Below are 12,827 nucleotides of genomic sequence, written 5' to 3'. Positions count from 1 at the left end.
GTTACCTCTTTTCCTTCGGGAGTTCCACGATGAAGCGGTAGCCGTCCGCCGTCTCTTCCTCGGTGACCTTGGCCTTGACGCCGCTTTGCTTGATCATCGCCACCGACTTCTTCAGCGTGTTGACCGCCATGCGTGTGTCCTTGGACTTGATCATCTTGCGCTTCTTGGGCGCCGGCTTCTCGGCCTTGTCGTCCGGCTCGGTCGCCGGCTCCGGCATCACCTCAGGCTCGGGCGTCACCAGCGGCTCGGGGTTCAGGAGCGCCTCGACGGCGGCGTGCGTCTCCGCGACCGTCAGCCCGTTGGCCAAAATGTCGTGGAGGAGCAGCTGCTGCTGGTAATCGTCGCAGCGCAACAGCTCGCGGCCGTGGCGCTCGGACAGCTCGCCGTTCAGGATGGCGGTCTGCACCGGCTCCGACAGCTTCAAGAGCCGCAGCTTGTTGGCGACGAACGACTGGCTTTTGCCCATCTGCGCCGCCAGGCCTTGCTGCGTCAGGTCGTTGAGCTTCATCAGCTCGACGTAGGCCTGCGCCTCCTCGATCGGCGACAGCCCCTCGCGCTGGAGGTTTTCGACCAGCGCCATCGACGCGGACTCCGCGTCGGTCATTTTCTGCACAATCGCCGGTGCCTTCTCGAAGGCCAACGACTGCATCGCGCGGAACCGCCGCTCGCCGGCGATGATCTCGTAGTGCCCGGGCGCGTACTCCCGCACCACGATCGGCTGCAGGAGCCCGTGATCCTTGATTGTCGCCGCAAGCTCGGCGATGGCATCCGCCGAGAACACCTTGCGCGGCTGGAAGCGGTTGGGCACAATGGCGCTCAGCGGAATGTCCTGAACCACCGTGGCCGCCGGTGCGGCCGGTTTCTTCTTATTAAAAAACAATGCCACAATCATGACCTACTTTCGTGAGAGAGAGTGTAGTGCCGCGCACTTAGCGGGACGGATAGCCTAGCTAAGGCGCTTGGGCCGCTCTTTGGCCCGAGTGACTTAGCGTAGCTAGCCGCTCCCGCGTTGTCCGTTGGAGTCCGTTTCGTAACGTGTCACACACTTCGCGGAGCCGGGTACACAATTCAGTTCGCCCGGTTCACCGTTTGCGCCGCCTTGCTTCTATATAAATAACGGCTTACTGCCGCGGCTGGCCCAGCGGCTGCTTGCTCGGGGTGCCCGGCTTGCGCGGGAAGCGCGGCGGGGTCGGGCGTACCTTGTCGATCACCACCAGCGTCCGCGGGTCGCCGGTTTCCGGCAGCGTCAGCTCGTACGTCGACGCGACCTTGCCGCCGAGCTGGCCGATGGCGACCTTGGCCGCCGCCAGTTCGTCGTCCCCGCGGCTGCCCTTCATCGCGACGAACTGGCCGCCGACCTTGACCAGCGGCAGGCACAGCTCGGCCAGGACGTTCAGCGGTGCGACCGCGCGGGCCGTGACCAGGTCGAAGGCCTCGCGCTGTGGCGACTTTTTCCCGGCGAAGGTCTCGGCCCGGTCGTGAAAAAGGTGCACGCGGGTCAGCTCGAGCCGCCCGGTCAGGCGCTCCAGGAAGGCGATGCGCTTCTGCAGCGAATCGACGATCGTCACGTCCAGCGCCGGGTACAGGATCTTGACCGGCAGCGACGGGAAGCCGGCGCCGGCGCCGACGTCGCACAGGGTCAGGCCCGGCGTCGCCACCTGGGGCGCGGCCTGGGTCAACAGCAGCGAGTCCCAGAAGTGCTTGAGGTAGACCTCGCCCTTGTCGGTGATCGCCGTCAGGTTCAGCTTCTCGTTCTCTTCGACCAGGTAGTCGTAGTACGCCGCGAACTGGCGCAGCTGCGCGGGCTCGTGCGGCAGCTCGGCCGCCGTCAGCAGCTTGGCGAATTGTGTCTCATCCATCTCTGTGGCTCCCTTCGAGGGTGGCTGCGGCGGGCGCAGTGGCGCGGTCGCGACCGTGCGAACGCCCAGGCATCGCGCCTTTGGCCCCGCTCATTGTGAAACATGGTGCGGTTTCACGTCACTGTCTAGTTTAACGTAAAAATGGCTGGGTCACAACCGCGGCGGGGGTGAAAGCGGGCCGCTGTTTCATGTGAAACAACGCCGTATTTTCACTGTGCAGGCGTGGTGGCGAAGTCTTCCTCGCCGTTAGTTGGCGCGGTATACTACTTGCGTAAACTGCCACACTCAGGATGGAGGGATTGTGCTATGGACCCAACTGTGATTGACTTCTGGAATATGATTGCCACGTTCGCCGCGGCCGGCGGCGCCGTGTACTTCGCATACAAGGCCAACAAGATTGCGCAGCAGCAGACGACCATCGCCGACCAGCAAAAGGATATCGAGCTGCGCCAGTTCAACGCGGAGAGCAAACCCGCGCTGAAGTTCGTCGTCACCGCACGCTTGGGCGAAGGCGGCGACCTGGCCGGGTACGACTTCAGGGTCATCAACCACGGCAAAGCGCCGGCGGTACTCAATATCCCCCAGTTCACCGACTTCAAGCTTCCAATTTGCCAGAAGCGCACCCTCTTGCAGATCAAACACGGGAGAATTCGAGAAGACCTCAAGAAAGCCCTGGCGGTTGGGACAGACGATTATCACGCAGCATCAACCCGAACCGCAAGCTCCAACACCAGTATCGGGTCCTTCGAGGGGCCATGGGTGAACTCCGTAATCGTCATGCCCCAGGAGATGAAGACCTTCTTCCATGGCAGCAAGAAACTGAGCGACATTGTCAAGAATCATTCCAGCGATTACCGTCTTCTCAACGATCTCGCGTTCTATGTCCACGAGAGCTTAGACAACCAGACTTACATCTTGACCATCTGTGAGAAGAAGGAGGAAGGCCTCGCGATGTCGGTGGATAGCTTAGACGACGTCATCTCGGAGGATAATCATGCCTAACGACCCACGTCCCTACACCAACCGTGGCGAGTACCGGACCTACCGCTGTCTGCACAAGCTGCAGGCCGCACACCCAGAGGATAACATCCGCATCTACAGCGACCTCTACCTCGACAATGCGCCCAACCGCCCGAACCGGCAAGTCGATCACCTCATGATTAGCCACCGCGGTATTTTCATGCTGGAGACCAAGTACTGGCGCGGCACAATCTACCACGAGGTCAGCAAGCGGCAGCTTCAGACCGAGCTGGGCGCGTTCTGGCCGCTCATCGGTAACAGTATTTCGGAGAAAGCGAAGCGGCTCGCCGATGACGATGTGTTCACCCTGGTTACCACCCCGGAGAATCCCGTCTGCGTTCACGCCGAATTCGAAGATCCGACCTATCAGGTCCGGACCGCCGGCTGGGCGCTGCGCGATCTCTTGCGCCCCGAAAACGAGGTCCTACCTTTCGTACGCAACTGGGTCCTCTATAATTACCCACACGACGCTGACAACCGAGTGATTGACCTGAACCACCGCCTGGATGGCAGAGGCGAGGAGCTGGACGGCTTCACCAATCTGGAGAAGTTCACCGCCTTTTACGAGCAGATGAGACCCGACCTCATTGTCGACGCGCGCCTAGAAGAGATCGATACCCTAGTCCATACCGAGATTCTGCTGGACTGAGGCACGCTGGTTCTGCAGTAAGTCGCTTGAGCTCGCAAAAACCTTGTGTCCAGACTCTCAGATTCGAACGCCTTAACGCAAAGAAGCCTACCTTTTCACATTCAAAGGTAGGCTTCTTTCAGTCTAAAATGCTGCTTAAGCGCGTTGCTTCTTCAGGGAAGTGCCGGCCAGGCCGAACAGTGCGCCGAGCACTGCGACAACCCCCATTGCGGAGGCGGCAACGTTCACGTCGTCACCGGTCTGTGGCAGTGTCTTGGTTGCTGCGGCAGCCTTGGTAGCAGCAGCCGTCTTGGTGGCCTTAGCGGCGGTCGTCGTTACGGCAGCCTTGGTGGCAGGGGTCGCAACGGTCGCGGTCGTCTTCGCGCCGCTCTTGTCCGTTGCATCAGTGTCCTTGGTGGTCGGTTCCGTCTCGCCGACAATTCGTGCGGCGCCATCCGTGTAACCCTTGGAGAAGGCATCCTTGTAGGCGTCGGACTTGCCGGTCAGATCAGGCGTCTTCGCGCCGGTCTTGCCCGTCTCGAAGCCGTCTTGGTAACCCTGCTCGGCATCCTGCTTGCGCTTGAGGTCATCAGCCGAAGTCTGCTTCAGGCCGGCAATTAGTTCGGATGCACGGTAGGCCGGAAGACCCTTCTTCGCCGCCTCGTTGACGGCATCCTTGAGCTGATCCAGCTGGTAGGCCGGGAGACCCTTCTTCGCAGCCTCGTCGATGGCGGCCTTCAGCTCGGCAAGCTGGGCCTTGAACTCGTTAAGGGTCTTGCCTTTCTCCGCAGCCTTGTCAAAGGCATCCTTCAGCTCCGCCAGCTTCTTGGCTGTCTCTGCCTTTTTCGCTGCTTCGGCTTCACGCGCGGCAATGGCTTCCTTGCCCTTCTCCGCGGCCTTGTCAAAGGCATCCTTCAGCTCCGCCAGCTTCTTGGCTGTTTCTTCCTTCTTCGCTGCTTCGGCTTCGCGCGCGGCAATGGCTTCCTTGCCCTTCTCGGCAGCCTTGTCAAAGGCATCCTTCAGCTCTGCCAGTTTCTTTGCCGTCTCTGCCTTCTTCGCTGCTTCGGCTTCACGCGCGGCAATGGCTTCCTTGCCCTTCTCCGCGGCCTTGTCAAAGGCATCCTTCAGCTCTGCCAGTTTCTTTGCCGTCTCTACCTTTTTCGCTGCTTCGGCTTCACGCGCGGCAATGATTTCATTGCCCTTCACTGCGGCCTTATCAACCGCGTCCTTCAGCTCCGCCAGCTTCTTTGCTGTCTCTGCCTTTTTCGCTGCTTCGGCTTCACGCGCGGCAATGATTTCATTGCCCTTCACTGCGGCCTTATCAACCGCGTCCTTCAGCTCCGCCAGCTTCTTTGTTGTTTCTGCCTTTTTCGCTGCTTCGGCTGCCTTGGCTTCTTCCTCGGCTTCACGCGCGGCAATGGCTTCCTTGCCCTTCTCCGCGGCCTTATCAAAGGCATCCTTCAGCTCCGCTAGTTTCTTGGCAGTTTCTTCCTTTTTCGCTGCTTCGGCTGCCTTGGCTTCTTCCTCGGCTTCACGCGCCGCAATGATTTCGTTGCCCTTTTCAGCGGCCTTGTCAACAGCTTCCTTGAGCTTTGCTAGTTTGTCTGCCGTAGATTCCGATTCATCGGTTGGACTTGTTTCATCTGTCGGATCTGTCGTCTCACCTGCATCGTCGTCCAACCCATCAGGGAACGCCTGATCAATTACAGTCTGGAGTTCAGGAAGCAGGTCAAGCAGGTTATCTAACGCGAATTGAGCCGCGTCTTTGTTGCCGCTCTTGATTGCGCTTGTGTAAAAGTCAAGAACATCATCCTTGACCTTGTTCCAGTCCTTAGGCGTTGCGCGCGCGTACTCAACGGCAGCAACGTCACCAGAATCAATGTAACCGGCCAACTGACCTGGCGCCTCATACTTCTTTGTATCGTTCACTTAAGTCGACACTTGGTCTTGGTCCGTAGCCGCCCCGACCGTGTTCTGCGCGGTCAGGCCAGCGGTGAACAACGTCGCGGCAGCGACGCCGGCAACCACCCAGCCCTTGCGTGACTTGTACAACTTCTTGTCTCCTCGACGATCCTTCATTTCAAGTATCCCCCTAGATTTGCGTGATTGTGCCGATGCGTATATGAACGCCGAGTCGAGAAACTGCCTCCACCCGTGGCTATAGCCAATATAATATCACACGAAAAATGAAAGCTCCATAACTATATTCTCAGCGTGTGCTAATTCAATTCACACGTTCAGGGAATTTGATTCAGAAATCAGGATTCAAAAAGGTTTTTAACACCACCGCGGATCTGGCCGACCATCGGTAGATGACGATGAGACAAAAAAAGGGGTCTACACTTTCTGGTGTTGGAGAATTCCAACGCCGAGAGTGTAGACCTTTTTTCAATAACAGCGCAAAATAAAAGGGCACCATCTAGCACCCGTTCTTCGCTCCAAGCGACCAAACCTAAAACAAAGCGAGGTATTAGTGATGTCCAACCTTGATTCTACGCTCTCTGTCCTGGGATTGCCATACGAGAACATTCATGTAACCGCAGTTTACGACGGCTACCGAGGCCGGGGCAAGCGGCGCCTTCAGTACCACGTCATTGCGTGTGATCTCACTTACCACCGCGATACTTGTCCTCACTGTGGTGAAGACGCGTTGCGACCTAACGGTCATAAGGCGACACACATCCGCATTCAATCACTCAGTCAACTTCCAACGCTTCTTGAGCTTTCCAAACAGCGCTGGCTCTGCTCGGCCTGCCATCGTACCTGTTCCGCAGAGACACCGCTTGTGGCCTACAATGACACGATTGCCCACTCAATCAAGCAAACAGTCCTACAGCTTGCCAGGCAGTCCCTCCCCGAAGCAGTGATTGCCAAAAATACGGGTATCTCTGCAGCGACAGTTCGACGAGAACTCAAGTCCCATCTCCACCATCGCAGTCGCCCGGAGTTGCCGACCAACCTATGTTTTGACGAGTTTCGATCAACTCAGAATATGATGTCCTTCATCTGTATTGATGGCGATACCCATCGATTGGTGAAGCTTCTTGGCGACCGTCTGAATAAGACTATCAAGGACTTCTTTCTTGCCAACTACTCCACGGCAGAACGCGCCGCCGTTCAGACCATCACAATGGACATGAACGCCTCCTACCAAGCTTTTATCCACCAAGTTTTCCCCAATGCCCAGCTCATCATCGATCGCTTCCATATCGTTCAGTTGCTCGGTCACGCGGTGGACACTGTGCGCGTCGCAACGCTTAAGCAGCTCGACGACAAAACGAGCCGAGTCTACCGTATTCTTAAACATCAGTGGCGGCTCTTCCACAAGGCCGCACCGGACGCGATACACACCAAATACATGCGTGGGCTGAACGAGCATATCACGGAACAGGGCGCCCTAGATGTGGCGTTCACCGCCAACCCTCGGTTGGCCACAGTATGCGAAACCTACCAAGCGCTTCACGATGCCTTGATGGGCCACAATCCGCGGCGGTTGTGGCAGTTACTTGAACACTACGAGTCAACCGGAACCGAAATGGACACCGCAATCCGCACGCTCAAATCGAACCAGGCTGGAATTCTGGCGGCAGCGGACAGTTGGCGTTCCAACGGTCCACTTGAAGGGATTAATCGCAAGATCAAAGCGCTCAAGCGATCGTGCTATGGATTCAGAGACCAAGCTCACTTCTTCGAGCGGATCTACCAGATTATCGCATAAATAACAAAAGAGCCCCTCCAAAGAGGAACTCCCAGAAAATATCAAATTATTCTTCAACACCAGTTGACGCAGAGCCAAAAAAAGCCTACCTTCACAGGTAGACTTCCTTGTTGGAACTGGTTGGCTTAGGCGCGCTTCTTCAGGGAAGTGCCGGCCAGGCCGAACAGTGCGCCGACAACGGCGACAACACCCAGAGCGGAGGCGGTGACGTTCACGTCGTCGCCGGTCTGTGGGAGTGCCTTGGTTGCTGCGGCAGCCTTGGTGGTCTTAGCGGCAGTCGTCGTTACGACAGCCTTGGTTGCAGGGGTCGCAACGGTAGCGGTCGTCTTGGCGCCCTTGTTGCCGTTGTTAGCCTTGTTACCCTTATTGCCGTTGTTGTCCTTATTGCCCTTGTTGGCGTCCTTTTGCGTCTGCAGATCTTGCGCTGCTTTCGCCTCGAGAATTGCCTTGCGGGCTGCTTCACCCTGGGCCTTACCATCGGCGAAGCCTGCCTTGTAGGCGTCGGACTTGCCGGTCAGATCTGGATCTTTCGCGCCAGTGACACCAGTCTGGTAACCGGACTTCCGGCCCGCGGCCGTGTCCGCAGCCGCGTTGATGGCGTTCTTCAGCGTCTGCAGGTTTTGTGCTGCCTTCGCATCAAGAACCGCCTTGCGGGCTGCTTCACCCTGGGTCTTACCATCGTCGAAGCCTGCCTTGTAGGCATCAGACTTGCCAGTCAGATCTGGATCTTCGGCGCCAGTGACACCAGTCTGGTAACCAGACTTCCGACCCGCTGCCGTGTCCGCGGCCGAATTGATGGCGTTCTTCAGCGTCTGCAGGTTTTGTGCTGCCTTCGCGTCAAGAACTGCCGTGCGGGCTGCTTCACCCTGGGTCTTACCATCGGCGAAGCCATCCTTGTAGGCATCGGACTTGCCAGTCAGATCTGGATCCTCTGCGCCAGTGGCACCGGTCTGGTAACCGGACTTCCGACCTGCTGCCTTGTCCGCTGCATCATTGATGGCGTTCTTCAGCGTCTGCAGGTTTTGTGCTGCCTTTGCGTCAAGAACCGCGTTGCGGGCTGCTTCACCCTGGGTCTTGCCATCAGCGAAGCCATCCTTGTAGGCGTCGGACTTGCCGGTCAGATCNTACCGCATTACGGGCTGCTTCACCCTGGGTCTTGCCATCAGCGAAGCCATCCTTGTAGGCGTCGGACTTGCCGGTCAGATCTGGATCTGCTGCGCCAGTGGCACCAGTCTGGTAGCCGGACTTCCGACCAGCTGCCTTCTCCGCTGCCTCATTGATGGCGTTCTTCAGCGTCTGCAGGTTTTGTGCTGCCTTCGCGTCAAGAACTGCCTTGCGGCCCGCTTCACCCTGGGTCTTACCATCGGTGAAGCCAGCCTTGTAGGCGTCAGACTTGCCGGTCAAATCTGGATCTTCAGCGCCAGTGACACCAGTCTGGTAACCCGCCGTCTTGCCGTCTACAATATCTTGACCATCTTCTGCTGCCTTGTCGAGTGCATCCTGTAATTTCTGCAGGTTTTGTGCTGTCTTCGCGTCAAGTACAGCCTTGCGGCCCGCTTCACCCTGGGTCTTACCATCGGCGAACCCTTCCTTGTAGGCATCAGACTTGCCAGTCAAATCTGGATCTTCGGCGCCAGTGACACCAGTCTGGTAGCCTGCCTTCCGACCAGCTGCCTTCTCCGCTGCCTCATCGACAGCATTCTTCAGCGTCTGTTTGTTTTGCGCTGCCTTCGCATCAAGAACAGCCTTTCGACCCGCTTCACCCTGGGTCTTACCATCGGCGAAGCCAGCCTTGTAGGCGTCAGACTTGCCGGTCAGATCTGGATCTTCTGCGCCAGTGACACCCGTCTGGTAGCCTGCTTTGGTGCCGGCAGCCTTGTCTGCAGCGTCCTTAGCCTTTTAATCAGCTTCAGCCTGGTCCTTAGCTGCTTGGTCTTTAGCGTCCTGGATAGCCTTATCGGCTGTCTGAAGATCGCTGCCAATCTGCTCTAACAATACGGCCTGCAGAGTAGGGAAGGAGTTGCCTTCCTGCCAGCGATCGGTAAGTGCCAGTGCAATCGCGCCATGATTGACATTGTAAATGTCCTTCACAAACGAATTGTTGTTCTGGAAGTGGTAGGCTTCAGCAGCGGCATTAATATCCGTAATGCCAAGGTAGCGTTCGGCGTATTCAGTCATTAAGGCCTGATTGCCGTCCTCAATGCCATCCTTCAGAGTTTCAAGGTCGGCCTTGGTGCTTTCAGGGTTGGCCAACTGATCACTCGAAACACTAGCTTGGACTTCGTTAACTGGACCGCTGAAAGTCTGCGGTGCAACAACGCCGCCACCGATCAGAGCTGCAGTTACGACACCGGCTACCAGCCAGCCTTTGTTGGACTTGTATAACCGTTTGAATCCTTGACGATTCTTCATTGAAAAGTTCCTCCCTAAAAATCCTTCGTCAAAAGCTTACACATTGCGGCCTTCAGGCCACGTTCACTCACTCCCCTGAACGCATGTAGCCCTCTTTCCGAATATCAACTACTTACACCGCTGCAGAGCAATCCGCGCGGACTAGGCGCTGAGCGGCATACGTCTGCCACCACAACGTCTTTCTGCCGACATTGTCTTCCTCAGATAAAGAATGTCTGTGTAACAAAGTTTTCTTTTTCCCCGGCGTTTTCCCGACTGCCAAAGCACTCGGCATGTCAGCCTTAGGACAGAAGTACCGAACCGCGCGCCAGACGTATGTAGCCGTGACAAGCGATGATAGGAATGCCGTGCTCCAGGGTCTTAGGCCCCCGAAGTTGCAGCGTAACTCACGTACTTCACCTCGCTGAAGATGAACACGCCAGTCAAGCCGGCATTCCTACTTCACGTCAATCCTGGTACCACACACATCGATGAAAATGATTGCTGCCGATCTCTCTTGCTGAAGCGGCCAAGGCAAGGCGCGAGTTGCTCCCAGAACCTTGCCGAGGGGAATAGATGTGGTCAAAGGCACTCACGCGCATCCGAAATCCATTCTCGAGGTTGCCGCCATTGTCCCCGCGGGCATTCGCTAGTGGGTGGCGACAAAACAGACTTCTTCTTACGAATCACGTACGGTGCCGACGCAGATCCGTACTCAACGCGCTGGCCTCATGCTTCAGCACGAGCGGCAGAGGATGATTATTCAACAGTTCGACCGGACGGCCCTTGGGCTCTGCCGAGGCGTTAGTCCTCAAGCGGTAGTGGTTCAAAGTCGAATGACGATGCCCCGGCTCAGAAAGCAATCTGGCCGCGAGCGTCTGACAGACAGTTATTGTTGCACTTATTACATCCGATTCTGGCGCATGCCTCCTCTTTCGTCGACATTCGGGAGAACAAAAAAAGCGATCATTCGCTGTTGAATGACGCTTCGAGGCTGAGGCAGATGTTGCACATGGATACGCAAACAAACGTGTGGCCATGCACAGCCGAGTTGCTTACATCCCAAAAGTCATTCCCCCGAAGACTTTGTTACAGCAACATAAAGTTAACACAGTATTCGAATTCTTACAATATCGGGACTTCATCAAAATATTTGTTCTAAATAGAATAATTCGTTTGGAAAATCAAGGTAGGCCGATGCCGATGGAGGCCCCGAAATGGCTGGTTACAGCCATTATTTGTCTGAGTACAGTTGTTAGACCAATGCTATCGAGCCGGTTTATTTGCATATATGCAACAGGAAAGCTTAACGGCCCCAGCAATTGCGTTCACAAATTTAGCGTCATAATTTTGACTATTTGTTTCCTATTTATGATAGGAATGCGGCGGTTTCTGAAAAAATTTTCGCTCAATTTTTCCTCATGATCCTAATATTTTGAGCTTATATCACGCCTGAGTCAGATTACATCGGCGTGGCCTTCCACCTTCGCATCACACCCATCGACTGATTCGCGGCCGCCTGGTGTATCCACTCCCCCAGGCCTTCCGAAACGATTGAATCGGCCCATGAATCTGACTTACTCATCATTTGTCGCATCCCGTCTAAACCACCCGGGCCACTGAGACTACAGGTGCCAATGTAAATCTCCTGAAACCAAAAAAGCCTGCCAGCAGGCAGACTTCCTTGGTGGAACAATTGTGGCTTAGGCGCGCTTCTTCAGAGAAGTACCAGCCAGGCCGAACAGTGCGCCGAGCACTGCGACAACACCCATTGCGGAGGCGGCAACGTTCACGTCGTCACCGGTCTGTGGGAGTGCCTTGGTTGCTGCGGCAGCCTTGGTGGTCTTAGCGACAGTCGTCGTTACGGCAGCCTTTGTTGCAGGGGTCGCAACGGTAGCAATCGTCTTGGCCTCAGCTGCCTTCCGGGCGTTGGACTTATCTGCCGCTGCCTTAACTGCTGGGATCAGCTCGTCAATAGCTGCCTTAGCATCTGCCGCTGCCTGCTTACGAGCGTTGGACTTATCTGCCGCTGCCTTAACTGCTGGAGTCAGCTTTTCAATAGCGGCCTTAGCATCTGCCGCTGCCTGCTTGCGGGCGTTGGACTTATCTGCCGCTGCCTTAACTGCTGGAGTCAGCTTTTCAATAGCTGCTTTAGCATCTGCCGCTGCCTGCTTGCGGGCGTTGGACTTATCTGCCGCTGCCTTAACTGCTGGAGTCAGCTTTTCAATAGCTGCTTTAGCATCTGCCGCTGCCTGCTTGCGAGCGTTGGACTTATCTGCCGCAGCCTGAACTGCTGGAGTCAGCTTTTCAATAGCTGCCTTAGCATCTGCCGCTGCCTGCTTGCGAGCGTTGGACTTATCTGCCGCAGCCTGAACTGCTGGAGTCAGCTTTTCAATAGCTGCCTTAGCATCTGCCGCTGCCTTAGCACGAGCTTTCTCCTTATCGGCAGCTGCCTTTGCTTCCTTGTAGGCATCATTGTAAGCGTCAGTGTAGTCCTTTGACTTATCGCTCAGATCTGCCGATTCTTTACCTGCCGCTCCGTCTTCCTTGCCTGCGTTTGTCCCCGCTTCAATGTCTGCATTACGCTTATCAGTTGCGTTCTTGTAGCCTTCATTGTAGGCATTCCGGTTACGCTCTGGCAGGCCAGAAACGTCTGCAGGTTCCTTGCCCTGCATTGCATCATCATAGCCAGCGTCATAACTTTCATCAACTGCCTCAAAAGCGGCGTCTAGTTGATCGAACAGTTTTGAATAAGCCTGGTCTTTTAGTCCGCCCTGCTGCACCTTGTTGATGATGAGGTAGGACAGCAAAGCAAGATTGCTCTTACTAAGGTCGCCTTTGACATGACCAGGAACAACCTTATGCGTGTTCCCATATTCTTCAGCTGCCGCTCTAGGATCTGTAAGTCCCAAATAGTGCTCGATGAAGTAGAGTCCCGCACTTGCGTCATCGTTCTGAAGGGCCTCTTCCAGCGTATCAATATCTACGAACTGATACTCCGGCACACTGGAAGTAGCAGCCTGAACCACGTTGACCTGCCCGCCAAAGGTCTGAGGTGCGACGAATGCGCCGCCAGCCAATGCGGCAGCGACTACGCCAGCAACCATCCAGCCCTTGTTGGACTTATATAATCGTTTTAAACCACGACGATCTTTCATTAAAAAGTTCCCCCTAAATTCTGTCGTCGAAAACTCACGTGCACGTGCACGAT

The 12,827-nt window shown here is 56.1% G+C and carries 11 protein-coding genes; 3 read left to right on the top strand and 8 right to left on the bottom strand.

Annotated features, from left to right (window positions below; all coding sequences use genetic code 11):
• Position 1: 1 nt before the first annotated feature.
• Entirely contained in the window at positions 2–892 is an 891-nt protein-coding gene (gene noc / locus LE416_RS10095; RefSeq protein WP_225048396.1) for a nucleoid occlusion protein, read from the bottom strand.
• Positions 893–1,121: 229 nt separating this feature from the next.
• Positions 1,122–1,859 (bottom strand): 16S rRNA (guanine(527)-N(7))-methyltransferase RsmG, encoded by a 738-nt coding sequence (rsmG, locus tag LE416_RS10090; protein ID WP_225048393.1) that lies wholly within the window; start codon positions 1,857–1,859, stop codon positions 1,122–1,124.
• A gap of 306 nt (positions 1,860–2,165) precedes the next feature.
• Here rsmG and LE416_RS10085 point away from each other — a divergent pair, with 306 nt between their 5' ends.
• Both LE416_RS10085 and LE416_RS10080 read left to right on the top strand, forming a co-directional pair.
• Positions 2,166–2,861: a hypothetical protein gene (locus LE416_RS10085; RefSeq protein ID WP_225048390.1), complete on the top strand. Its 696-nt coding sequence runs from the start codon at positions 2,166–2,168 to the stop codon at positions 2,859–2,861.
• Positions 2,854–3,528, top strand: a complete 675-nt coding sequence (locus tag LE416_RS10080; RefSeq protein ID WP_225048387.1) for a nuclease-related domain-containing protein — start codon at positions 2,854–2,856, stop codon at positions 3,526–3,528. The genes LE416_RS10085 and LE416_RS10080 overlap by 8 nt, the downstream gene beginning before the upstream one ends.
• 135 nt (positions 3,529–3,663) lie before the next feature.
• On the opposite strand, the gene LE416_RS10075 is transcribed toward LE416_RS10080, so the two are convergent.
• Both LE416_RS10075 and LE416_RS10070 read right to left on the bottom strand, forming a co-directional pair.
• Positions 3,664–5,436, bottom strand: coding sequence for an LPXTG cell wall anchor domain-containing protein (locus LE416_RS10075; RefSeq protein ID WP_225048385.1), 1,773 nt, complete (start codon positions 5,434–5,436; stop codon positions 3,664–3,666).
• Positions 5,437–5,586: a KxYKxGKxW signal peptide domain-containing protein gene (locus tag LE416_RS10070; protein ID WP_225048383.1), complete on the bottom strand. Its 150-nt coding sequence runs from the start codon at positions 5,584–5,586 to the stop codon at positions 5,437–5,439.
• A 397-nt stretch (positions 5,587–5,983) separates the two neighbouring features.
• On the opposite strand from LE416_RS10070, the gene LE416_RS10065 reads away from it, so the two are divergent.
• A complete protein-coding gene (locus LE416_RS10065) occupies positions 5,984–7,225 on the top strand; it encodes an ISL3 family transposase (RefSeq protein ID WP_225046665.1) in 1,242 nt (413 codons plus the stop codon).
• Between the two features lie 125 nt (positions 7,226–7,350).
• Here the strand turns inward: LE416_RS10065 and LE416_RS13225 are convergent, their stop codons facing one another.
• The 4 genes from LE416_RS13225 to LE416_RS10045 form a co-directional block, all read right to left on the bottom strand.
• Positions 7,351–7,641 (bottom strand): LPXTG cell wall anchor domain-containing protein, encoded by a 291-nt coding sequence (locus tag LE416_RS13225; RefSeq protein WP_225048734.1) that lies wholly within the window; start codon positions 7,639–7,641, stop codon positions 7,351–7,353.
• Positions 7,642–8,350: 709 nt separating this feature from the next.
• A partial coding sequence (locus LE416_RS10055; protein WP_225048381.1) for a hypothetical protein occupies positions 8,351–8,842 on the bottom strand: 492 nt, incomplete at its 3' end.
• Between the two features lie 282 nt (positions 8,843–9,124).
• The gene (locus tag LE416_RS10050; RefSeq protein WP_225048379.1) at positions 9,125–9,637 is read right to left on the bottom strand and encodes a KxYKxGKxW signal peptide domain-containing protein; all 513 of its coding nucleotides are present in this window, start codon (positions 9,635–9,637) and stop codon (positions 9,125–9,127) included.
• 1,682 nt (positions 9,638–11,319) lie between these two features.
• Positions 11,320–12,774 (bottom strand): LPXTG cell wall anchor domain-containing protein, encoded by a 1,455-nt coding sequence (locus LE416_RS10045; RefSeq protein ID WP_225048377.1) that lies wholly within the window; start codon positions 12,772–12,774, stop codon positions 11,320–11,322.
• Positions 12,775–12,827: the final 53 nt, after the last annotated feature.

The sequence above is a fragment of the Lacticaseibacillus kribbianus genome (genome assembly GCF_020180945.1).
Classification (GTDB): Bacteria; Bacillota; Bacilli; order Lactobacillales; family Lactobacillaceae; genus Lacticaseibacillus; species Lacticaseibacillus kribbianus.
This window is presented reverse-complemented; position numbering and strand designations above follow the sequence as displayed.